This is a genomic window from Rathayibacter sp. AY1F8, from assembly GCF_002932165.1.
Lineage (GTDB): Bacteria > Actinomycetota > Actinomycetes > Actinomycetales > Microbacteriaceae > Rathayibacter.
This window is the reverse complement of sequence record NZ_PSVB01000023.1, coordinates 29,668-50,191: the sequence shown is the minus strand read 5'-3', so window position 1 is coordinate 50,191 and position 20,524 is coordinate 29,668. Positions and strand designations below refer to the sequence as shown.

The window sequence follows — 20,524 nt, the reverse complement described above, 5'->3', positions numbered from 1 at the left end:
CCCCGTCACCCCCTCTCGACCCCGTCCAGCGCCTCCGCCTCGGCGATCCGCAGCCGCATCTGCCGGTAGCGGTGGAACTGGTACACCCCGTGCAGCACCGCGAGGACGACCGCGGCCGCCATCCCGCACGCGATCGCGGGGACCTCGTCCGCGCCGCTCTGCGTCAGCGCGAGCGCGACTCCGGCGCCCGCCACGATCGAGTTGACCACCGCGATCGCCGAGGACATCGTGAAGAAGATGCCCCGCCAGCTCTGCCGCCGGCCGATCTCGAGCAGCTCGTTCGGCGCGTGGCGGCCGCGCGGCACCGCGAAGTAGGCGCCCGCGCCCGGCAGCAGGGTCCCGTAGTAGCGGCGGATGCGCTGGATGGCCGTCAGCGCGGCGATGTCCTCCATCGAGGTCTGCACCAGCCGCTCGTAGGTGAACACCCCCAGCAGAACGACGACCGGGATGATCACCGCGAGGAACCCCATCGCATACCGGGTCGGGGCGAGGAAGCCGAAGGCCACGAGCGAGCTGGAGAGCATCGTCAGGTAGAGCGAGGCGCGGCTGCTCGACTCCGTCACGGTGATGCCGCGCGCCGACTCCAGCACGAAGTGCTCGGTCAGCAGGGCGTTGAGGAACGCGGCCGGCCGGTCGGGGAGCGACGCGGCGGAGACGGCGGCCTCGGGCAGCGCGGGCGTGCGGGGAGAGTCCTCCTCGTCGAGGCGGTCGCCCGGCTCCGGATTCACGGCCGCACCTCTCGCGGGGACCGCACCTCTCGCGGGGCCGCCCCGCGGCGTCCGCTCTTCGAGTCATCCGACTCGCGCACCGGCTCCACCCGCGCGCCTACCGTCGGACGCGACGCCGAGCACCGCCACCGGGGCGCGTGCGCAGACACCGAAGGGCCGTTCATGATCGACACCCGCCACCTCCACTCGAACCAGCGAGACACCCTCGAGCGGCTGCTCGAGGACTCGCCGAGCCACAACGTCCTCTGGGCGGACGTGCTGACGCTGCTCGAGGCCGTCGGCACCGTCCACGAGAAGCACGACGGCGCCTTCTCGGTGACGGTCGGCTCGACGACCGAGACCCTCCACCGGCCGCACCACAAGGACGTGGACGAGCAGCAGCTCGTCGACCTGCGCCGCCTGCTCCGCGGAGCGGGGTACGGCGCATGAGCGCCGGGACGCCCGCCGACCTCACCGGGTCGGCCGCCGAGCGCCTCCGCCGGCTGGACGCGCTCGACGCGGGTGCGCTGACCGAGGAGTGGCTGCTGCGCCAGCTGCGCCTCGCGCTCGGGGATCTCGCCGCGCTCGAGCCGGCCGCCGAGGCCGAGCAGGAGCGGCGCGAGGACTTCTGACGCGGCGGGCGGCCGTCCGGGGTGCACGCGGCCGGCACCCGGCCGGCCGCCGGCCCGCACGCCGCAGCGCCGCCCCGCTCCGCCGCTCATCGCCCGGCCGCCGCGCTGCGGGCGCGCAGCAGCACGCCGGCCGTCGCGGTCGCCGCCAGCACGAGCGCCGCGAACACCGTCAGCACCGTCGTCGCGGTGACGAGGTCGAGCGCCGCTCCCGCCGCCAGCGCGGGCACCGCGAGCCCCGTGTACGCGACCAGGAACACCACCGCCAGGGTCTCGCCCCGGCGGGCGGGATCCGCGAGGGCGACCGCCGTGCCGATCGAGCCCTTGAAGAGCAGCCCCACCCCGAAGCCCGAGACGACGGCCCCGGCGAGGAACACTCCCAGCTGCGGAGCGATCGCTCCGGCCGCGACCGCCGTCAGCCCGACCGCGCAGCCCGCCACCGCGATCGAGAGCTGCAGGCGCATCCCCACCTTCACGAGCAGCAGCTGGCCGAGGGCCGCGGAGGCGAACACGGCGAAGGACGTCGCGCCGGCCAGCAGGTGGTCGCGCACCTGGAAGGTCTGCACCAGGAACGTCGGTGCGAGCGAGGTGAAGAGGCCGAGGACGGAGAAGGCCGAGAACGCTCCGAACGCCGCGAGCAGGAACGCCCGGCGCGTATCCGCCGGCACCGAGAGCCGCTGCGGCCGGTAGGCGGGCGCCGTCTCCGGCACGTCGACCGTCTCGGGCACGAGGAGCAGCGCCAGGCCCGCCACGAGCAGCGCGACCAGGAACACCTGGTGCGGCAGGAGGAGCGGATCGGGCAGGAACTCGGCGAAGACCCCTCCGAGCAGCGGGCCCAGCGAGAGTCCGCCGAGGTTCACCGCGCCCGAGATCGACGCGGCGACGATCGTGTTCTCGTCCGGCCGGGCGCGGGCGCGCAGCTCGCCGAGGTGGGCGGTCGCCGTGGCGGTGAGCATCCCGATGCTGACGCCGTTGACGAAGCGGGCGACGATCAGCCCCGGCACCTCCGTCGTCAGCGAGAAGAGCACGGCCGAGACCGCCGAGACGAGCACCGCGATCAGCAGCACTCGGCGGCGGCCGAGCCAGTCGCTGACGTGACCGGCGAGGTACAGGCTCACGATCACTCCGACCGCGTAGGCGGCGAAGACGACGGTGATCACGAACGGTGGGAAGCCGTCGAGCTGCTGGTAGAGCGGGTAGAGCGGAGTCGGCACCGTCGAGTACGCCATCACGAGCAGGAAGGTCGCGGCGACGATCCAGAAGCCGACGCCGTGGCGCACCGTCGGCAGTCGGCGGCTCACGAGGTCTCCTGCAGGTGGCGGTGGGCGAAGGTGACGGCCATCGCGCCCTCGCCGACGGCGGAGGCGACGCGCTTGACCGAGCTGCGGCGCACGTCCCCCGCGGCGAAGGAGCCGGGGACGCTGGTCTCGAGGTAGAACGGCGCCCGCTCGAGCGGCCAGTCGGGAGCGGCGTGCTCGCCGGCGAGGTCCGGTCCCGTCACGAGGTAGCCGCCGGAGTCGCGGACGATCGCGGTCTCCGCCGCCCACGTGGTGTCCGGCTCGCCGCCGATGCAGACGAAGAGGTGGGAGGTGGCCAGCGCCCCGTGCGCGCCGGTCGCCGAGTTCTCGACCTCGATCGACTCGAGGGCGTCGGCGCCGTGCAGGCGGGTGACGCGGGAGTCGAGCAGGATCGTCACGTTCGGCTGCCGGACGACGCGCTCCGCGAGGTAGGAGGAGAGACTGTCGGCCAGATCCGGGCCGCGGACCAGCATGGTCACGTGCCGCGCGTGCGCCGAGAGGTTCATCACGGCCTGCCCGGCCGAGTTGCCGCCTCCGACGACCACGACGTCCTCGCCCTCGCAGAGCGGCGCCTCGCTCGTGCCGGCACCGTAGTAGAGGCCGACACCGAGCAGCTCGTCCTCGCGCTCGAGGCCGAGCCGGCGCCACTGGATGCCTGTGGCGCAGATGTTGGTGCGGGCGACGACGGTCGTCCCGTCGGCGAGCAGCGCGTGGATCCGGTCGTCGGCGAAGCGCCCGCGGATCCCCTCGCGCATCCGCAGCAGCTCGGCGCCGAACGAGACGGCCTGCTGCCGCGCCCGCTCGGCCAGATCGGCTCCCGCGATCCCGTGCGGGAAGCCGAGGTAGTTCTCGATCAGGCTGCTCGAGCCGGCCTGCCCGCCGATGGCCGAGCGCTCGAGGACCACGACCTTCAGCCCCTCCGAGGCGGCGTACACGGCGGCCGAGAGCCCGGCCGGGCCGGCTCCGTAGATGGAGAGGTCGTACTCCGCGAGCCGCGGCGAGCCCACCCAGCCGAGCCGGGCCGCGACCTCGGCGAGCGTCGGATCGGAGGCGCGGCTGCCGTCCGGGAACACCACGAGGGGGAGCGACGCGGTGGCGAGCGGATGCCCCGCGACGGCGAGGCACTGCTCGTCCGAGTCGATCGGCGTCCACGAGAACGAGACGACGCTGCGCGAGAGGAGGTCGCGGATCTCCCACGCGTCGCGGCTCTCGCGCCGCCCGTAGAGGCGGACCTGCGGGAGGTCCCCGGCCACGGTCACGAGGCCCGCCGCCGCTCGAGCCCGTCGCGGAACTTCATCAGCTTGAGGCAGAGGTGCAGCGTGCTGCGGGCGAGGCCGTCGTCGAGCGCCTCCCGGACCGCCTCGGGCAGGTTGTCGAGGCGGTAGTAGAGCGTGGTGCGGTGGATGTGGAGGAGTCCGCACGCCTCCCGCACACTGCCGCGCACGTCGAGGTAGGCCTCGACCGTCCGCCGCTGCACCTCGTCACCCCGCTCGAGCAGCGTCGCCGCGGCCGGCGAGAGCATGGCGAGCTGCGAGCTGTCCGCCCCGATCGAGGCGAGGAGCACCCACGCCCCGAGCTCGGCGATGTCGGCCCGGCCGCGGCCGTCGGGCAGGGAGCCGACGATGGTCGCCGCGAGAGCGGCCCGCTCGGCGGTCGGCAGGAGGTCGTCGTCGCGGACGTCGAAGCGCGCCGAGCCGATCGCGTCGACGGCCGTGCCGCGGCCGCGCGCCTCCGCCCGCAGGACGTCGTCCGCCTCCGCGGCGGCCTCGGGCGCCTCCACGCTCACGAAGAACAGCACGCCCTCCTGGTCGCCGAGGAACGTCAGGCCGGAGGCGGCGCTCGCGTCAATCCGCCGCGCCAGCGCCGTCCGCTGCAGGGAGCCGGTCGGGCCGGTCAGCCGCACCGCGCGGACCACGGTCTGGGCGTCCCGGCGCAGCCAGCGGCGCTCGACCGCCTCGGCGAAGGAGGCGCGCCGGGTGCCGCCGTCGCCCGACAGGAGCGCCGCGAGGACGTCCGCGCGCCGGGAGCTGCCGCCCGCCCGCGTCGAGGGGCCGAGGAGGCGGCGGATCGCTCCGACGGCCGCGTCGATGAGCGAGTACTCGGCCGGAGTGAGCGGCGCGGGCCGCTCCCGGGGGAGGAGGAGGGTCGCGAGCCGGCCCCGCGGATCCTGGACGGGGAACACGCCGTCGTGAGGCGCCTCCTCGCGCGCGCGCGTCGCGGCCAGCACCCGGCTCGAGGCGTCCTCGATCGTCACCGGGCGGTCGAGAGCCTGGGCGAGCTCGTCGGCGAGGTCCTGCAGAGTCATCGGCGGGGATCCGTGTGGGGGGCCATGCCGTGATCCTCGCGGAGGGAGCCCTCCCGAAGCGTGGCCCTTCCAGGCCCACCTTCCGCGTCGGATCCGCTGCCGGCCGCGATGAGACGCTCAGCCTCCGCTGCCGGAGCGGTCCCCGGAGAACCCGTCCGCGAGGAGGCGGTCGAGGACGTCCGGCCAGTCGAGCAGGACGCCGATGTGGCCTCGACCGGGCCGGATCGTGAGCTCCGCGGCCGGGTGGAGGCGGCGGATCCGCTCCGCGTGCGCGACCGGGACCACCCTGTCCGCGGCGCCGTGGAGGAGGAGGACCGGCGCCGCCAGGCGCGAGAGGTCGACTCCCCAGGGCATGACGAGAGCGAGGTCGTCGTCGACGCTCCCGCCCTGTTCGAGCTCCGAGGCGCGTCCGGCCTCTGCGCCGAGCGCCGTCAGCGGGCCGTCGAGGGCCGAGTAGTCGTCACCGGTGAACTGCTCCGGATCGAAGCGGGCCGTCTCCTCCCACTCCTCGCGCGCAGCCCGGCCGTCGCGCGCGCTGCGGAGAGCGCCCGGATCCTGCATGCCGTCGAACCACGCTCCGTCGTCACTGAAGGGCGCCGGGCTGCCGAACGTCGCGACGCCCAGGACGCGATCACCTCCGAGAGCCCCGGCGGCCAGTGCGTGCGGGCCGCCGCCGGAGTAGCCCGTCACCACGAAGCGCTCGATCCCGAGCAGGTCGGCGACGCGGAGCACATCGGCGGCCGCATCCGCGATGCTCCGTCCGGGAGCGCGCATCGAGCCGCCGAAGCCGGGACGGGCGACGGAGACGAGCCGGATGCCGCGCGCCGCAGCGGCGTCGACGTGGGGAGCGAGGAGTGCGCCGGTGTGCGGTGTCCCTCCGCACCAGACGACGACAGCGCGGGGGGCTCGAGTGCCGAGGAAGTCGTGGGCGACGAGCGTGCGCGAGTCGACGCGGAACTCGTGCCGGGACGTAGCGGCGCGTCCGGTCATGGAGGAACGGTAGCCGCAAGTCGCGGGCAGTGCTCGTCGCCCGGCCCGACCGGGATGCGACGTCTCGTCGTAGGGTCGACGGGAGGGTCGGTGGACCCTCGGACGGGAGGGGTCCGCATGTCGATCGACGAGGTGTCCGACGGGATCGAGGCCGCCGCCGCGCTGCCGCACGTGCGCTCCGGCTTCTCCGGCGCGACACCGTACGGGATCGCGCAGCGCTTCGCCGCGGGGGAGCTGACGCGGGAGCAGGCCGTCGACGAGCTCGGCCGCCGGCGCTACCGGCCCGGATCGCCGAGCGACGGCTTCGACTGGACGACCCTCGACCCGGGGGAGTTCGAGGAGGTCCGCCGGGCCCTGTCCGATGGTCTGCTCGACGCCGCGATGTACGACGAGATCCTCGACCGGTACAGCGGGCAGGGCTCCTCCGGCGAGAGCGCGGCGTCCGCGGAGGAGAGCGCATGAGCGCCGGCCCCCTGGACCTCGCCTTCACCGCCCCGATCGGTGTCGCCGTGAAGGGCGACCTCTGGTCGTGCGTCGAGGTGCCCGGCTCCGTCGAGCTGCTCGGCACAGGGAGGTCCGTGAAGGTGGTCGCCACCGTCGACGGCGAGCCGGTGACCGCGGGCCTGCTGCCGACCGGCGCCGGCGGTCACATGCTGTCGATCAGCGCGAAACTGCGGAAGACGATCGGCAAGGACCTCGGCGACGTCGTCACCGTCCACCTGACCGAGCGCCTGAGCTGAGCCGTCCGGCTGACCCCGATGCGCGTGCGGATGGTCGACTCGACGGATGCGGAATCGAGTCCTGTTCGTCGTCGGAGTCACAGCGATGTTCGTCGCGCTGGTGCTGAGGCTGGTGTGGCCGGCCGGTGAGTTCGCCTCCGGCTTCTCGCTCGCCCTGCAGCTGAGCGGCATCCTGCTCCTGCTCGTCTACGGGGTGAAGCACGTCACGGGGCGGCCGCGCCGGAGCTGAGCGGCTCATCCCAATCGGGGGTGTAGGAGTTGGGGTCTGAAGCCGCCGGTCTCGAGCAGGCTTCGGGCGATGTAGTTGGTCAGGTTGCGGAACCCGAGTGCGGAGCCGCGCAGGTGTTCGAGCCGTCCGTTGAGCGCCTCGGTCGGCCCGTTGCTGGTGCCGGGTCGTTCGAAGTAGGCGAGCACGTCAGCGGCTCGCTTCTTCAGGGTCCGGCCCAGGGTGGTGAGCTCGGTGAGCACCTTGGGGACGCCGGCGCTGAGGTCGGTGATCAGCTTCTCCATGAGCTCGCGGCCACGTTGCCGGTCCTCGTGGCGATAGGCGGCGATCATGCGCTGGTAGACACCCCAGGTCGCCTCGACCTCGACGTGAGCGTCATCAACGAACAGCGCGCGTAGCCTGTCGCTCTGCTTGTCGGTGAGCAGGTCCGCGCCGGTGTGCAGACCGAGGCCGTCGAGTCGAGCGAAGGCGGTCAGGTCAGGGCGGCCGAAGCCGGCCGGCGGGGTAGCGTCGGACACGTCGAGGTCTTTCGGATGGATGGCGTAGGAACCTCCGTCGTCGGGAGACCTCGACGTCTATCTGCGGACCGACGCGCCCGGCCGACCTACACCGTCATCTGAGAAGACCCCTGAAACGTCTTCGCCGACGACGGGGCCGGCGAGGAGGAGGGCGCGGTGAGTTAGAAGAATGGAGCTTGCTCGGCTTCGACGCCGCCGCAAGCTCCGGTGAAACGGTCGGTACTGATCGGTCGTCGTCGGTCACCACCGGATGGCGGCGTCCTCCACGCTCGGCGTTTGCGCAGGTCAGCGGCTCGTTCGCCCAGTCGGCGCATCAAGCGATAGACGCAAAGCCGACGTCATTAGGTCGTCCGTTCGATTCCGACAGGCGGCTCCGGCGAACCGTTCTGGTGGTCGCGCGATGCGCTGGCCTCACGGCTCTGCCCGACACCGACGTCGCTCTCCTCTGCGACGGACCCCTCGCCGGCTGAGCGCTCGCGGCCGGCATCCTGTCCGTGTGCCGATAGGCGTCGCACCGCTCGGCAACGCAGCGTGGCGTTGCGTCGCGACCTGGCGACGGCTCGGCGGGGCGCGATCGTCTCGTGCGTTGGCGGACTACGGGAGCTTGGACGCGAGGACGTCGGCCGCCAGGATCTCGGGTGCTGCGCCGAGGAGGTGCTGGTTGGCCATCAGGGCTGCGACGATGGCGCCGTTGGCGTGGGCGTCGCGAGCGGCTTCGTCGGGGAATGCATCGAAGATCCAGAAGGTGTCGGCGTGGGTCCTGACCGCGAACCAGACAATCGTTCCTACTTCTTCGTTGGCGAGTGCGACAGCGCCGGCGAGCAGATCGGCGACCGCGTCGTGCTGTCCATCGGCCGCGACGATCTTGGCGACGAAGGCATACGGAAGTGATGCGGGTGTGGACATGAGGGACTCTCCTTGACGTCGGGGTTCTTCGTGGGACGAGTTCAGCGTATGACGAGCGAGGGCCGGTGGGGAGTGGCGTATACGGCAGTATTGCTATTGTTTACGTCATGCGTATCGGACTGATCGCGATCGACGGCTGCTTCGGTTCGGCTATCGCGTCGATCATCGACATCGTGCGGGTGGCCGACGGAGCCCGCGGCGATGTCGACCCGCGGATCGACCCGATCGAACTCGCCATCCTCGGACCGAAACGGCGAGTGACCACGACGGCATCGATGACCCTGTCGGTGGACCACCCGCTGTCGGAGTCCGGAGAGTTCGACGTGGTCGTCGTCCCTGCGCTTGGAACCCTTACGGCCGCCGCTACCAACGACGTCCTCCAGAGCCGAGATGCTCGTTCGGTCATCGCCTCGCTCGGGCGCCTCGACGAGGCGACCACCCGGATCGCCGCGGCGTGCACCGGCGTGTTCGCTGTCGCCGAGACCGGACGGATGCATCATCGGAGGGCGACGACCAGCTGGTTCCTGGGGCCGGAGTTCCTGAAGCGCTATCCGACCGTCGCCCTCGATCTCGACACCATGGTCGTGGTCGACGGGAACCTCGTCACCGCCGGCGCCGCGTTCGCCCACATCGACCTCGCGCTCTCACTCGTGCGATCGATCAGCCCCGACCTGGCCCAACATGTCGCCAAGCTCCTCATCATCGACGAGCGTCCGTCTCAGGCGGCCTTCGTCGCCTACGAACATCTCCGGCACGAGGACCCGATCGTCGTCGAGTTCGAACGCTTCGTGCGCGCCCGCCTGGACGAACCGTTCAACGTCGCCTTCGTCGCGCAGTCGCTCGGCACCAGCCGGCGCACCCTCGAACGACGAGTCCGTGCGGCGCTCAACCTCACTCCGCTCGGCTTCGTCCAACGGCTTCGCATCGAACGAGCTCGGCACCTCTCAGCAACCACGGACTTCACCTCCGCCGAGATCGCGCTACGGGTCGGCTACGCGAATGCCGAGACTCTGCGCTCCCTCCTGCGCAGGGAGCGACGCCGTTCCTGACCTATCGCCATGCCTGTAGCCGGTGTCCTAGCGCTCGACTGGAACCACCTCTCAGCACGTCGCGTCGACGCTCCTGCGTCGCCCCTGGACGACCCACTCGACACGCCCGCAGCACAGGTCATGTGACGTGTCCCGGCTTCCCGGACGGTCGGGGGTTGGGTGGCTGTGATGTCGCTGCGTTCTCGTCGAGGGGGTCAGCAGACTCGATCAGGGTCGACTGGGATGAGACGCGAAGGCGGTCAGGTCAGGGCGGCCGAAGCCGGCCGGCGGGGTAGCGTCGGTCACGTCGAGGTCTTTCGGACGGATGGCGTAGGAACCTCCGTCGTCGGGAGACCTCGACGTCTATCTGCGGACCGACGCTCCCGGCCGACCTACACCCTCATCTGGGAAGAGCCAGCTGAGCTCCGGAATCGGAGGAAGACCCGTGAGCGGAGCGGAGGAGCCGGCCTGGGCGGATCCGGAGCCGGAGGTCCACCGGGCGCTCGCGCGGTGGGCGGCGGAGTGCGCGGAGCGCGCCCTCCCCGCGTTCGAGGAGCGGGACCCGGACAATGCCCGGCCCCGGCGCGCGCTCGACGTCCTCCTCGCCTGGGGGCGGGGCGAGGCTCCGATGACCGAGTGCCGCGCGGCGGCCTTCACGGCGCACGCCGCAGCCCGCGCCGCGACGCAGGCGGGCGAGCCTGCCGCCACCGCTGCCGCGCGGGCGGCCGGGCAGGCCGCAGCCGTCGCGCACATGGTCGATCACTGCTCGCACGCCGCCGTGGAGAGCAGCGCGCAGCCTCGGGCCTTCACGCGAAGGAGCGCGCAACGGATCGTCGCTCTCACTGAATCCGCCCGCTGCGCGGATGCTCTCCCAGCGATCTTCTCGCGTCGTTGAACGTCCGCGACTGCTGTGTCGTGTCCTCGGTGGGACCACCTCGGCCCCCGCACTACAGGAGGCATCATGCTCAAGCGAATCGCGACCACTGTGACGACTGCGGCGTTCGCCGCCGTCCTTCTCGCCGGATGCTCGACGGCCGCCGGCTCGGCCGCCTCGTCGGAAGCGCCGGCCGACAGCCCCTCCGCCACCGCGATGGCCTCCGCCACCGCGACCGCCTCCGCTGGGACGGCGGCTCTCACGACGGCGTCCTCGCCGCTGGGCGAGATCATCACGGACGAGGCCGGCTACACCGTCTACACGTTCATGAAGGACACGCAGAACTCGGGCAGCAGCAGCTGCTACGACGAGTGCGCCACGACCTGGCCGGCCGTGTCGGCGTCCAGCACGACCGCCGCGGACGGGATCACCGGAGAGGTCGGCTCGATCACGCGCACCGACGGGACGACCCAGCTGACCGTCGACGGATGGCCGGTCTACCGGTTCGCGAAGGACACCGCGCCGGGCCAGGTCAACGGGCAGGGTGTGAAGGACGCCTGGTACGTCCTCCTCCCTGACGGCACGATGAACAAGGAAGCCGCGGCCATGAGCACCGCCACCCCGGCGTCCTGATGCGACGGCGACCCGTCCCCGCGCAGCGAAGCGCATCGTCGGGCCGGGTCGCCGGTTCTCGACAGGCATGGACGGAAGGGATGACCGGCAGTGATCGCAGCAACCGTGATGAGGGAGCGCACCGTGGCGCTTCGAGGCGGTGAGCGTTGTGCCCCGCCCCGTCGATGAGCTCCTGGCGGCGCTGTACGAGAGTCACGGCCCGGCCTTGCGGCGCTTCGTGCAGAACCTCACTCGGAACGCGGCGCTGACGGAGGACGTCGTGCAGGAGACGATGGTCCGGGCCTGGCAGCGCCCGCAGGTCCTCGAACGCGACGCCGACGCCGCTCGCGCGTGGCTGTTCACCGTCGCCCGCAACCTCGTCATCGACGACGCCCGATCCGCTCGGAGCCGACGCGAGGTGCCGGCGAAGGACGAGGACGGCGGCGGCGCCGTCCCCGATCGCACCGACGCGGTCCTGGACAGCATCCTGGTCGCCGACGCTCTCGCATCGCTGTCGGTGGAGCATCGTCAGATCGTGGTGGACGCGTACTTCCTCGGACACACCGTCCCCGAGATCGCCCGCCGGCACTCCATCCCCGAGGGAACAGCGAAATCTCGATTGCACTACGGACTGCGCGGACTGCGACTGGCTCTGCAGGAAAGGGGCGTCACCCGATGAACGACCACCACGGAAGCTCTGCGACGGAGGACGAGTACCGCGACTGGGACGCGTCCTACGTCCTCGGCGCTCTCCCCGCGGATCAGCGACTCGAGTACGAGCAGCACCTCAGCGGCTGCGCGGCCTGCCGCGCGGCCGTGGCAGAGCTGGCAGGACTGCCCGGCATCGTCGGTCGCCTCTCCGTCGAGGACGCTCTCGCCATCAGCGCATCGGACGACGGCGAGGAGTCGCCGCCGTCGATGGTGACGCTGCCCGCCATCGCCCACCGTGTCCGGGCGCGCCGACGTCGGCGCCGGCTGGTGACGTCCCTCGCCGTCGCGGCCGCCGTCACCGCCTCCGTCTTCGGAGGGGTCGCTCTCGGCACGGGCATCGCGGGCGCTCCCGTGGCGAGTGAGGCGACCCTGGAACCGATGGACCCGATCGCGGCCGATCCCGCTCTCGCTGCGGACATCCAGGTCGAGGGGAAGCCGTGGGGCACCCGGCTGGAGTGGAGCTGCACCTACAGTGGTGATGCGCCCGCCGACGCGGAGTACGAACTCGTGATCACCCGCACAGACGGCAGCACGATCACCGTCGCCACCTGGACGGCGGCCGGGCGGCGCGCCGTCGACCTGGCGGCGTCCACGGGCGTCGCCCGGTCGGAGATCACCGGCGTCGACATCAGGGTCCGCGGCACGAACTCCCCCCTCGTCCGCACCGACACCTGAGACACCGCCCACCCGCAGGAGACACCGACACTGCCCGCGGTGCCGCGGGCACCGGACAGGAGCAGACCATGAGCACCGAGACCACGCCGCTGCACATCACCCGCGAGGGCCCGAGAAGCTTCATCGGCCGCAACGCGCGAGGAGCCGAGGTCCGCATCGGCGGGTCGGACGCCGACGGCGTGTTCTCGCCCGGCGAGCTGCTGCACCTCGCCCTCGCCGCCTGCGGCATGCTCTCCTCGGACCACATCCTCGCCAGCCGGCTCGGAGCCGACTTCGAAGCGACCACCGACATCACCGCGACCAAGCCCGAGGGCGAGGACCGCTACGACTCGATCGCCGCCGTGATCCGCGCCGACCTGTCGGCGCTCGATCCCGAGCGGATCGCCTCACTGTCCGAGCGCACCCACCGGGCGGTCGACCGCCAGTGCACCGTCGGCCACACGCTCGAGCACGGCGCGGCGTACACCGTCGACGTCGTGGACGACCAGGCCGTTCCCGTCAGCGGTTCGAGGACGGGGGCCGTCTGAGATCAACACCTCATCGGTCACGGCGACCGGTGACGACCGAGACGCGGACGTCTCCCTTCAGTGCCGTCAGTCTGCGACTCGCCGACCGGATCCGAGACGATTCGCGAGGCGGAGCGCGTTCACGGAGCGGAGGTGCTGGTCGGCGCGGTGACGCCCGTTGGCCGGTGAGGGGTGCGGTGCCGCGAGGACGGGGACGACACGGGGATCATCGTGCAGGGTCAGATAGCGCATGACCCCGTCGAGCGCCACGGTCCCGTAGGTGACGACGGCTTCGAGCGCGGGCAGCAGCTCCAGCAGCTCACCGAGCGCGAGCCGGCCCTGCTCGATGTCCGCGGGGCGGACGCGGCCAGGGATCTCCCACGGGATGAGGTTCCACCGGACGTAGTGGTCGCGGGAGAGTCCGGACTCGATGCGGGCCGCCCGGAACGCGGCGGCGGTGGGCCCGAGGTTGTCTTCGCTGCAGACGGCAGCGGATCCCGCGGCGATCGTCCGAGGGCCGGGTGACTGCATCAGCACCAGGACGCGACTGGCGGTGCCGCCGGAGCGGGGATCGAAGCCCGGAACGAAGCGTCCGGTCGCGTCCGCGGTACTCCGCCAGGTCTCGGCGAGGGCGTTCAGGGTTCGGACATCCACGATGCTCCTCGATCCCGGTCAGGCCGGCCGCGGTGGTGCGAGCAGGGTGCCGCGGATCACGGAACCGTGGAACGTGCGGGCGGCGACGATGATCCACGCGGCGACCAGGCCGACGTAGTAGAGCACGGCGAGGCCGGCGACGACCGTGAGACCGGAGTGCAGGGCGAGGCCGTTCAGTCCGGTGACGCAGGTGCCGACGGGGAACGTGAACGACCACCACGTCAGACTGAACGGCAGGTGCTCCTTCGCGGTGCGGAGGGTGATCGCGAGGGCGATGACGGTCCAGAGCAGCGCGAAGCCGAGCATTGCGAAGCCGTACACCAGAGCCACGACCAGCAGCGCACGCGCCATGCCGGCGTCCACGACGGTGGGCGCGTTCGAGGCGAGCAGATTCACCGCGGTGATCGACTGTCCGACCGGACCGAGGACGATCCACAGCGTCGGCACCATCCCCGCCGCTCCTACCTTGTGCTGCGCGAGCCGGTTCCAGATCAGGGTGATCACCACCAGTGACGCGATCAGGCTGAGGCCGAAGAAGCCGTAGCAGGACCACAGGAGCGTCTCCCGCGCTTGCCCGGCGGGCGCGTACGGCAGCAGCACTGCGCCGGTGGAAGCGGACACCATCGGCGGAACGATCGGCATCAGCCAGCCGCCGAACGCCGAATCGGGCTTGTTCTCATGCCGGGTGAACGCGAGGTAGGGCACCAGGACCGCCGTCGCCAGCCCGCCGAGAGTCCCCGCACCCCAGAGCACCCAGTCGATGGTGACAGCGGCCGGCACGCCGATCCAGTCCTTGCCGAGGAGGAGGGTTCCCGCGCCGACGGTGAGGAACGCCATGGGAGGCGCGCCGTAGAAGTGCGAGAGGACCGGATTCAGGTGGTGCCTCATCGCTGTACCGCGGTAGCGGACCCAGTGCAGCCCGGTCGCGACCGTCAGCGCGACGAGCAGCAGTGCGGAGATCGCCCAGACGACGGTGGCCCCGGTACGGAGTCCGGGGAACTGGAGTGGCAGGGACGCGGCGGCGACCGCGACGATGCCGGTGCCCATGATCGACGCGAACCAGTTCGGCGTCAGGTTCGACACGATCAGTCCCGGATGCTCCAACTCCCGGAACAAGCGCCTCGACCGCGGAGGATGCCCGATCGAGGAGGATGCGCGGGCGGGGGAGAAAGTTGTCATGACTCCAGCCTGAGCATCGCCGTCACCAGCCGATACAGCGATCGTGTTGGCGGGGCACAATAAGTGCTTGTGGCGACGCGGCGATTGACGGACCGGATCCTGGATCTCGACACGCTGGAGGTGCTCGAACGCATCGCCGAGGCGGGCTCGCTCTCCCGCGCTGCCGAAGCCCTCGGTGTCACCCAGCAGGCCGTCTCGGCGCGTCTGCGGGTAGCGGAGCGCGCCATCGGGCAGCCGCTCGTGCGCCGCTCTCCGATCGGGTCCCTGATGACCGACGCGGGCCGGCTCGTGCTCGAGCTGGCCGGCCCGGTCCTCGAGGCGTCCCGCCGCCTCGAGGCGGGCGCGGCGGCACTGCGACAGCCGACCGGCTCACTGGTTCTCGCGGCGTCGCAGACCATCGCCGAACTGCTGCTCCCACGCTGGCTTCTCGAATTCCGACAGCGCACACCCGAGGTGAATGTGCAGCTGATCGCCGGCAATTCAGCCACGGTCACAGAGCTCGTGCGATCCGGTGCCGCGCAGCTCGGATTCGTCGAGACACCGGCGTCCACGGCCACGCTCTCCTCTGACGTGGTCGCGGAGGACGAACTCGCTGTCGTCGTGGCACCGGACCACCCATGGGCACGCGCGGCGAGTATCGGCGCCGAGGAGTTGGCCGGGACCGCACTGCTGACGCGAGAGGAAGGCTCCGGCACCCGGACGACCCTCGAAGCATGGCTCCACGACGCCGGGCTCGCACTCACGACTCCCGCCGCGATCCTGGAGACGACGGCGATCATCCGAGCGAACGCCCGCGCCGGCATCGCGCCCGCCGTCATGAGCATCCTCACCGTCGAAACAGATCTCGCCGCGCGCTCACTGATACGAGTGCCCCTCCGCGGACCAGCACTCGTGCGACCCCTCCGCGCCATCTGGTCCGATCGAATCGGGTCGTCCGCGGCGGCGTTCCTGGAGATCGCGCACGAGATGCGCTGACCGGTGCACGGCTCGTCGCAACGCCGATCACGCCCGCGGCCGTGTCTGCTCAACTGCAGCGATCTGGTCGATCTGCACACGGCGGCACGGACGTCATGTCGAGGTGATGGCGAAGAGCCCGGCGATGCCGACGGTGTAGAGCGCGAGCACGATCAACGAGTCGATTCCCATGCCGGCGATGCGGCGGGTGGGTCGGAAGATCAGTCCGACGATGTAGACGAGGGTGAGCAGGGCGGCGAGAGCGGTGAGGTAGATGTCGGACGAGTTCGCCTGCGGGAGGACTGCGGTGCCGGAGAGGACGGTGGCGACGAGGAACAGGACGGGGAGGAAGGCGTTGCCGCCGAAGATGTCGCTGATGGCGAGGTTGTCGTCGCCCTGCTTGATGGCTTGCAGCCCGGTCGAGATCTCGGGGAGGGAGGTGGCGAGAGCGAGCACGGTGGCTCCGAACAGCACCCCGGAGAGACCGAGCTGCGAGGATGCTGCGTCACCGGCGCGCTCGAGCACGACACCGGCGAGGAGGGTCGCCGCGGCGGAGATCGTGAACACGATGGTCGCCTTGCGTGTGCTCATCGGGTGCGTCTTCTTCTTCGAGGGGGATGCTGTCGCGTCGGGGGCCCGCCCGTCCTCGTGCCAGGGGAGGTGCTTGCCGGAGCGTTGCACGAGCAGCAGCCCGACGACCCAGAGGCCGGCGATGAGGACGACGTCCGGGGTCAGGCGCAGCACTTCCAGTCCGGAGGGCAGCTGGCTGCCGGCGATGACGACGGCGAGCACCGCGACGACCACGAGCCCCTCGAGCACGAGTGTGAGGGACGCGGCACGGTAGGTGAGCGGCTTCGCACCCTTTCCGCGCTTGCCGAACAGGTCGAGGACGACGAGGACCACGGTCTGCAGTGCGATGCCGCCGAGGATGTTGCCGACCGCGACGTCCAGGTTCCCGGAGAGCGCGGCGGACACGGTGATCGCGATCTCCGGCAGGTTCGTCGCGACGGCGAGAACGATCAGACCGCCCAGCGCACTCCCCAGGTGCAGACGCGCATCCAGAACGTCCGTGGCCTTCGACAACTGGATGCCGGCGATCCACACCACTGCGGCGGCGGCGAGAAAGATGGCGACGAGAACAACGAAGGGCAGACCATCCATGCAGTGAGTGAACCGCGACAACGACGATCCGAGACCCCCTTGCGCCTGAGCTGCTTCTCACCGTCTCGCGCGCGGTGGTCTCCATGGTGATCGGTTCGACCGCGTGCCATCCTCGACGACCCCCGATCGTCGGGTCGAGCGTGATCCCACCGTTCGTTCCCGAGGCGCGCTTCGTCAGTGGCAGCCGATCCGGGTACGCCGCAGCGTCCGCACGTGTACGCGCGGGCAGCTGGCGGGGACCGGACCCTCGGGAAGGGGCCGGTGTCGCCCGCAGTGCATCTGCGACACTCCACTGGCTCCAGATCCTGCGATCCTCGAGCGGCTTGACCGGATCGTCGGTGACCGTGTCCCGTGGCAGACGCATCAGATGGCCGGTGACGTTGCACACGCTCTGGCGACGCTCGCGGACCGTGTCGATGCGGTCATGATCATTGTCGGCGCGAAGGAGCCGTCTCTGCGTCGCACCGTGCAGGAGGTCTTCTCCGGTGCCGTCGGCGCCCGTCTCGCTCACCGTCAGCACCGGCCGGCCCTCATGATCCCCCTCGCCCCGGTCGATGATTCGGAGCCGCTGCCCTGGTCCTGACCGAGGTGCGGGCGTAGGCTGACGGCAGTGGTGATGGATCCCGCCCGAGCGTGAGCTCGAACTGCCGCCGAGGCTGATGGTTCCTACCTTCTCGATCAGAGACCAGGTAGGTGACCCATGCCCGCGCATCCCCCGCTCGTCCTCGTGCGCCACGGTGAGAGCACCGGCAACGCCGACGGTCTCTTCTGCGGCGTCCTCGACGTCCCCCTCACCGACCTCGGACGTGACGAAGCGCGACAGGCCGCGACGCTACTGAGGGACGCATCGATCGACCCCGATCTGATCCTCACGTCGACCCTGCAGCGCTCCACCGAATCGGCCCGGATCATCGCCGGCGCCCTTCCAGGGCGGCCGCGGATCGTCGCGGCCCAGTGGCGGCTGAACGAGCGCAACTACGGAGCGCTCACCGGCCTGTCCACAAGCGCCGTCAGAGCCCGGTACGGGGCCGACGCTTTCCTGGAGTGGCGCCGGTCGATGGACGTCCGCCCGCCTGCTCTGTCCGCCGCCGCCTTCGTGCAGCTGCACAGGTCCGCGGCGTTCCGTGGGCAGCCGGCCGAGGCGATGACGGAGACGGAGTCGTTGCGCGACGTCGTCCACCGACTGCAGCCGCTCCTCGAGGAGCGCATCCTGCCCGCCCTCCAGGAGGGCGAGACGGTGCTCATCGTCGGGCACGGCAACTCCCTGCGCGCGCTGCGCGCCCTTCTCGAGGACCTCGGCGATGCCGCGGTCCGCGATCTGAACATCCCGACGGGTCAGCCGTACCTGTACGACACCGGGCCGTCCGGGACACCGATCTCGAGGAGCGGACGCTACCTCGACCCCGCAAGAGCCGACCGGGCGGCGATCACGCTCGCCCACGAAGGAGGAACCTGATGAACGCCTACATCAGCCACACCCGCACCAGCATCCACGGGACGGGCGAGTACGTCACCCACCCCGCCGGACACCCGCTGGTCATCACCGACGTCGCCGCACGGCAGATCCTCGACTCCCGCGGCTTCCCGACCGTCGCTGTCACCCTGCGTCTGGACGACGACACCGTCCTGGACGCCTCCGCCCCCGCGGGCGCCTCGACGGGCGCGTTCGAAGCGGTCGAGCTGCGCGACGGCGGCCCCGCGTTCGGCGGACGCGGAGTCCGCTCCGCTGTCGCGGCCGTCGACGGCGAGATCCGCGCCCTCCTGCTCGATCACCCCTGGACTTCGCTTCGCGAGATCGACGAAGCGCTGCGAGCACTGGATGGAACCGCGAACCTCGCCCGCCTCGGAGCGAACTCCGTCGTCGCCGTCTCCATCGCGGCCGCCCGCGCCTTCGCCGCGCGCACCGGCCTGCCCCTGCACCGGTGGATCGCCGATCACACCGGGGCGACCGCCTCCCTGCCCGTCCCGCACTTCAACGTCATCAACGGTGGCGCGCACGCCGCGAACGGCCTCGACTTCCAAGAGTTCATGATCGCCCCCGTCTCCGCCGGCACCGAGGAGGAGGCCGTGCAGGTCGGCGCCGAGATCTATCACGCCCTCGCCGCCCGCGTCCGCACCGCCTACGGCACCTCCGGGCTCGGCGACGAGGGCGGCTTCGCGCCCCCCATCGACCGGCCCGAAGACGCCCTGGACCTCCTCGTCGCAGCGATCACCGACGCCGGATACCAGCCCGGCACCGGTGACATCGCGATCGCGATGGATCCCGCCGCGAACGGCTTCTTCCACGGCGACGGCCACTACACCGTCGCCGGCACCGATCTCGACCGCGACGCACTCGCCCGCTACTACGAGAAGCTGATCGCCGACTACCCGATCCGCAGCATCGAGGACGGCTTCGCCGAGGACGACCACGAGGGCTGGGCCCTCCTCGCCCACGCCATCAGCGACCGGGTGCAGCTCGTGGGAGACGACCTCTACGTCACCGACGCCGACCGCATCCGCGACGGAGCCCGCAACGGCTACTCCAACGCCGCACTCATCAAGCCCAATCAGATCGGCACCATCACCGGCACCCTCGACGCGATCGCGGCCGCGCACGACGCCGGCATGCGCTGCATGGTCTCCCACCGCTCCGGCGAGACCCTCGACACCTTCATCGCCGACCTCTCGGTGGGAACCGGAGTCGGGCAGATCAAATCCGGCGCCCCCGCGCGCGGCGAGAGGGTCGCGAAGTACAACCGCCTCGTCGACATCGAACACCTCGACCCCACGCTGCACTACGGTCTCACCCACTGACCCGCCCCCTCCCGAAAGGTCCCACTCCCCGTGACTGATGACCGCCACCGTCACCGCCCCCCGGACCCCGACCCCGAGCTGCCGGTCGACAGCGACCTCGACGTCGACGACGCCCCCGACGGGACGCCACGACCCGTGCACCTGCGTCCGCGATACCTCCTCCTCGTCGCCGCCGGCGGCACGGTCGGGACCGGGGCGCGGGAGGGCCTGACCCTCGCGTTCCCCGCCGATCCCGCCTTCGACACCGTCGTCTTCGCCATCAACATCGTCGGCGCGCTCCTGCTCGGCGTACTCCTGGAGAGCCTCGCCAGAGCCGGCAGCGACGAGGGCCGACGCCGCACCGCACGGCTGCTGCTCGGTACCGGAGCGCTCGGAGGCTTCACCACCTACAGCACCCTCGCCACCGACACCGCCCACCTGCTCACCACAGGACACCCCGCACCCGCCGCCCTCTACGCGCTCGGCACCGTCCTGCTCGGTGCCCTCGCGTCCTGGACCGGAGTCGCCCTCGCCGCAGCACTCCACCGGCGACGCACGCAGAGGAAGGTGCCGGCATGACACCCGCACTGTTCCTCGCGCTCTCCCTCGCCGGTGGAATCGGAGCCGCAACACGGCTCCTCCTCGACGGGCTCATCAAGGCCCGCACCGGCGGCGCCTACCCCTGGGGCACCACCGTCATCAACGTCACCGGATCACTCCTCCTCGGCCTGATCACCGGCCTCGCCCTCGCAGGCATCGCCCCCGAGCCGTGGCGACTCGTCCTCGGCACCGGCTTCCTCGGCGGCTACACCACCTTCTCCACCGCCAGCCTCGAAACCGTCCGTCTCCTCGCCGAAGGACGCCAACTCGCCTCCGCCATCAACGCCCTCGGCACGCTCCTCCTCAGCGTCATCGCCGCAGCAACAGGACTCTGGCTCGGAGGCGCGCGATGAGCATCATCGATGCACCCTCACCGGCAGTGGTGGTCGGCCTTGCCGGCGTCGATTCCGGCCCGGAGTCGGGGCACGCAGGGTCCTTCCGTTCAGCGGGTGCGGTGCGCCGTGAACGACCTCGCC

Annotated in this window: 25 protein-coding genes, 1 pseudogene and 1 riboswitch; of the genes and pseudogenes, 16 read left to right on the top strand and 10 right to left on the bottom strand. The window is 71.3% G+C overall.

What is annotated here, in order from left to right:
* Positions 1–5: 5 nt before the first annotated feature.
* The gene (locus C5C35_RS14345) at positions 6–728 is read right to left on the bottom strand and encodes a hypothetical protein (protein WP_104224776.1); all 723 of its coding nucleotides are present in this window, start codon (positions 726–728) and stop codon (positions 6–8) included.
* Between the two features lie 162 nt (positions 729–890).
* Between C5C35_RS14345 and C5C35_RS14340 the strand changes: the two genes are divergently transcribed.
* Both C5C35_RS14340 and C5C35_RS14335 read left to right on the top strand, forming a co-directional pair.
* Positions 891–1,157, top strand: a complete 267-nt coding sequence (locus C5C35_RS14340; RefSeq protein ID WP_104224777.1) for a hypothetical protein — start codon at positions 891–893, stop codon at positions 1,155–1,157.
* The gene (locus tag C5C35_RS14335) at positions 1,154–1,339 is read left to right on the top strand and encodes a hypothetical protein (RefSeq protein WP_104224778.1); all 186 of its coding nucleotides are present in this window, start codon (positions 1,154–1,156) and stop codon (positions 1,337–1,339) included. The genes C5C35_RS14340 and C5C35_RS14335 overlap by 4 nt, the downstream gene beginning before the upstream one ends.
* Positions 1,340–1,425: 86 nt before the next feature.
* Here the strand turns inward: C5C35_RS14335 and C5C35_RS14330 are convergent, their stop codons facing one another.
* The 4 genes from C5C35_RS14330 to C5C35_RS14315 form a co-directional block, all read right to left on the bottom strand.
* Positions 1,426–2,637: an MFS transporter gene (locus C5C35_RS14330; protein WP_258059553.1), complete on the bottom strand. Its 1,212-nt coding sequence runs from the start codon at positions 2,635–2,637 to the stop codon at positions 1,426–1,428.
* On the bottom strand, positions 2,634–3,893 hold the full coding sequence (locus C5C35_RS14325) for an NAD(P)/FAD-dependent oxidoreductase (RefSeq protein WP_219814186.1): 1,260 nt from the start codon (positions 3,891–3,893) through the stop codon (positions 2,634–2,636). The genes C5C35_RS14330 and C5C35_RS14325 overlap by 4 nt, the downstream gene beginning before the upstream one ends.
* A complete protein-coding gene (locus C5C35_RS14320) occupies positions 3,890–4,939 on the bottom strand; it encodes a helix-turn-helix domain-containing protein (RefSeq protein ID WP_104263397.1) in 1,050 nt (349 codons plus the stop codon). The genes C5C35_RS14325 and C5C35_RS14320 overlap by 4 nt, the downstream gene beginning before the upstream one ends.
* 117 nt (positions 4,940–5,056) lie before the next feature.
* The gene (locus C5C35_RS14315; RefSeq protein ID WP_104263396.1) at positions 5,057–5,929 is read right to left on the bottom strand and encodes an alpha/beta fold hydrolase; all 873 of its coding nucleotides are present in this window, start codon (positions 5,927–5,929) and stop codon (positions 5,057–5,059) included.
* A gap of 117 nt (positions 5,930–6,046) precedes the next feature.
* Here C5C35_RS14315 and C5C35_RS14310 point away from each other — a divergent pair, with 117 nt between their 5' ends.
* Genes C5C35_RS14310 through C5C35_RS14300 form a run of 3 tightly spaced genes read left to right on the top strand, consistent with a single transcriptional unit; the run spans position 6,047 to position 6,898 of the window.
* Positions 6,047–6,391, top strand: coding sequence for a hypothetical protein (locus C5C35_RS14310; protein ID WP_104263395.1), 345 nt, complete (start codon positions 6,047–6,049; stop codon positions 6,389–6,391).
* Positions 6,388–6,669 (top strand): DUF1905 domain-containing protein, encoded by a 282-nt coding sequence (locus C5C35_RS14305; RefSeq protein WP_104250445.1) that lies wholly within the window; start codon positions 6,388–6,390, stop codon positions 6,667–6,669. Before C5C35_RS14310 ends, C5C35_RS14305 begins: the two co-directional genes overlap by 4 nt.
* 46 nt (positions 6,670–6,715) lie before the next feature.
* Positions 6,716–6,898, top strand: a complete 183-nt coding sequence (locus C5C35_RS14300) for a hypothetical protein (RefSeq protein ID WP_104263394.1) — start codon at positions 6,716–6,718, stop codon at positions 6,896–6,898.
* 5 nt (positions 6,899–6,903) lie between these two features.
* On the opposite strand, the pseudogene C5C35_RS14295 reads toward C5C35_RS14300, so the two are convergent.
* A pseudogene (locus C5C35_RS14295) lies at positions 6,904–7,338 on the bottom strand (transposase); the annotation flags it as partial.
* A gap of 669 nt (positions 7,339–8,007) precedes the next feature.
* Entirely contained in the window at positions 8,008–8,319 is a 312-nt protein-coding gene (locus C5C35_RS14285; RefSeq protein ID WP_033107114.1) for a putative quinol monooxygenase, read from the bottom strand.
* Positions 8,320–8,426: 107 nt separating this feature from the next.
* On the opposite strand from C5C35_RS14285, the gene C5C35_RS14280 reads away from it, so the two are divergent.
* From C5C35_RS14280 to C5C35_RS14255, 6 genes are all read left to right on the top strand, one after another.
* Complete coding sequence (locus tag C5C35_RS14280) at positions 8,427–9,368, top strand: GlxA family transcriptional regulator (protein ID WP_053548963.1); 942 nt, start codon at positions 8,427–8,429, stop codon at positions 9,366–9,368.
* A gap of 424 nt (positions 9,369–9,792) precedes the next feature.
* A complete protein-coding gene (locus tag C5C35_RS14275; protein WP_146081553.1) occupies positions 9,793–10,242 on the top strand; it encodes a putative immunity protein in 450 nt (149 codons plus the stop codon).
* Between the two features lie 66 nt (positions 10,243–10,308).
* Positions 10,309–10,854: a hypothetical protein gene (locus tag C5C35_RS14270; RefSeq protein ID WP_104261243.1), complete on the top strand. Its 546-nt coding sequence runs from the start codon at positions 10,309–10,311 to the stop codon at positions 10,852–10,854.
* Positions 10,855–11,002: 148 nt separating this feature from the next.
* Complete coding sequence (locus tag C5C35_RS14265) at positions 11,003–11,512, top strand: sigma-70 family RNA polymerase sigma factor (protein ID WP_056865923.1); 510 nt, start codon at positions 11,003–11,005, stop codon at positions 11,510–11,512.
* Positions 11,509–12,219 (top strand): anti-sigma factor, encoded by a 711-nt coding sequence (locus tag C5C35_RS14260; RefSeq protein ID WP_104263393.1) that lies wholly within the window; start codon positions 11,509–11,511, stop codon positions 12,217–12,219. The genes C5C35_RS14265 and C5C35_RS14260 overlap by 4 nt, the downstream gene beginning before the upstream one ends.
* A gap of 68 nt (positions 12,220–12,287) precedes the next feature.
* Entirely contained in the window at positions 12,288–12,746 is a 459-nt protein-coding gene (locus C5C35_RS14255; protein WP_104263392.1) for an OsmC family protein, read from the top strand.
* Between the two features lie 66 nt (positions 12,747–12,812).
* Here C5C35_RS14255 and C5C35_RS14250 read toward each other — a convergent pair whose 3' ends face one another.
* Both C5C35_RS14250 and C5C35_RS14245 read right to left on the bottom strand, forming a co-directional pair.
* Positions 12,813–13,379 (bottom strand): uracil-DNA glycosylase family protein, encoded by a 567-nt coding sequence (locus tag C5C35_RS14250; protein WP_258062371.1) that lies wholly within the window; start codon positions 13,377–13,379, stop codon positions 12,813–12,815.
* Positions 13,380–13,397: 18 nt separating this feature from the next.
* Positions 13,398–14,462, bottom strand: coding sequence for a TDT family transporter (locus C5C35_RS14245; RefSeq protein ID WP_258066362.1), 1,065 nt, complete (start codon positions 14,460–14,462; stop codon positions 13,398–13,400).
* A 165-nt stretch (positions 14,463–14,627) separates the two neighbouring features.
* On the opposite strand from C5C35_RS14245, the gene C5C35_RS14240 reads away from it, so the two are divergent.
* On the top strand, positions 14,628–15,533 hold the full coding sequence (locus tag C5C35_RS14240) for a LysR family transcriptional regulator (RefSeq protein WP_104263390.1): 906 nt from the start codon (positions 14,628–14,630) through the stop codon (positions 15,531–15,533).
* A gap of 93 nt (positions 15,534–15,626) precedes the next feature.
* On the opposite strand, the gene C5C35_RS14235 is transcribed toward C5C35_RS14240, so the two are convergent.
* Positions 15,627–16,673, bottom strand: coding sequence for a sodium:calcium antiporter (locus C5C35_RS14235; RefSeq protein ID WP_104263389.1), 1,047 nt, complete (start codon positions 16,671–16,673; stop codon positions 15,627–15,629).
* 603 nt (positions 16,674–17,276) lie between these two features.
* A riboswitch (Fluoride riboswitch) is annotated at positions 17,277–17,349 on the top strand.
* A gap of 24 nt (positions 17,350–17,373) precedes the next feature.
* On the opposite strand from C5C35_RS14235, the gene C5C35_RS14225 reads away from it, so the two are divergent.
* Genes C5C35_RS14225 through crcB form a run of 4 tightly spaced genes read left to right on the top strand, consistent with a single transcriptional unit; the run spans position 17,374 to position 20,401 of the window.
* Entirely contained in the window at positions 17,374–18,129 is a 756-nt protein-coding gene (locus C5C35_RS14225) for a 2,3-diphosphoglycerate-dependent phosphoglycerate mutase (protein WP_104248138.1), read from the top strand.
* Positions 18,129–19,469, top strand: coding sequence for a phosphopyruvate hydratase (eno, locus tag C5C35_RS14220; RefSeq protein ID WP_104263387.1), 1,341 nt, complete (start codon positions 18,129–18,131; stop codon positions 19,467–19,469). Before C5C35_RS14225 ends, eno begins: the two co-directional genes overlap by 1 nt.
* A gap of 30 nt (positions 19,470–19,499) precedes the next feature.
* A complete protein-coding gene (locus C5C35_RS14215; protein ID WP_258062373.1) occupies positions 19,500–20,027 on the top strand; it encodes a CrcB family protein in 528 nt (175 codons plus the stop codon).
* A complete protein-coding gene (gene crcB, locus C5C35_RS14210; protein ID WP_104224798.1) occupies positions 20,024–20,401 on the top strand; it encodes a fluoride efflux transporter CrcB in 378 nt (125 codons plus the stop codon). The genes C5C35_RS14215 and crcB overlap by 4 nt, the downstream gene beginning before the upstream one ends.
* Positions 20,402–20,524 lie beyond the last annotated feature (123 nt).

Coding starts and splice junctions, on each gene's coding strand:
- C5C35_RS14340 (WP_104224777.1), top strand. CDS start 891: ATGATCGACACCCGCCACCTCCACTCGAACCAGCGAGACACCCTCGAG.
- C5C35_RS14335 (WP_104224778.1), top strand. CDS start 1,154: ATGAGCGCCGGGACGCCCGCCGACCTCACCGGGTCGGCCGCCGAGCGC.
- C5C35_RS14320 (WP_104263397.1), bottom strand. CDS start 4,939: ATGACTCTGCAGGACCTCGCCGACGAGCTCGCCCAGGCTCTCGACCGC.
- C5C35_RS14315 (WP_104263396.1), bottom strand. CDS start 5,929: ATGACCGGACGCGCCGCTACGTCCCGGCACGAGTTCCGCGTCGACTCG.
- C5C35_RS14310 (WP_104263395.1), top strand. CDS start 6,047: ATGTCGATCGACGAGGTGTCCGACGGGATCGAGGCCGCCGCCGCGCTG.
- C5C35_RS14305 (WP_104250445.1), top strand. CDS start 6,388: ATGAGCGCCGGCCCCCTGGACCTCGCCTTCACCGCCCCGATCGGTGTC.
- C5C35_RS14300 (WP_104263394.1), top strand. CDS start 6,716: ATGCGGAATCGAGTCCTGTTCGTCGTCGGAGTCACAGCGATGTTCGTC.
- C5C35_RS14285 (WP_033107114.1), bottom strand. CDS start 8,319: ATGTCCACACCCGCATCACTTCCGTATGCCTTCGTCGCCAAGATCGTC.
- C5C35_RS14280 (WP_053548963.1), top strand. CDS start 8,427: ATGCGTATCGGACTGATCGCGATCGACGGCTGCTTCGGTTCGGCTATC.
- C5C35_RS14270 (WP_104261243.1), top strand. CDS start 10,309: ATGCTCAAGCGAATCGCGACCACTGTGACGACTGCGGCGTTCGCCGCC.
- C5C35_RS14260 (WP_104263393.1), top strand. CDS start 11,509: ATGAACGACCACCACGGAAGCTCTGCGACGGAGGACGAGTACCGCGAC.
- C5C35_RS14255 (WP_104263392.1), top strand. CDS start 12,288: ATGAGCACCGAGACCACGCCGCTGCACATCACCCGCGAGGGCCCGAGA.
- C5C35_RS14235 (WP_104263389.1), bottom strand. CDS start 16,673: ATGGATGGTCTGCCCTTCGTTGTTCTCGTCGCCATCTTTCTCGCCGCC.
- C5C35_RS14225 (WP_104248138.1), top strand. CDS start 17,374: ATGCCCGCGCATCCCCCGCTCGTCCTCGTGCGCCACGGTGAGAGCACC.
- eno (WP_104263387.1), top strand. CDS start 18,129: ATGAACGCCTACATCAGCCACACCCGCACCAGCATCCACGGGACGGGC.
- crcB (WP_104224798.1), top strand. CDS start 20,024: ATGACACCCGCACTGTTCCTCGCGCTCTCCCTCGCCGGTGGAATCGGA.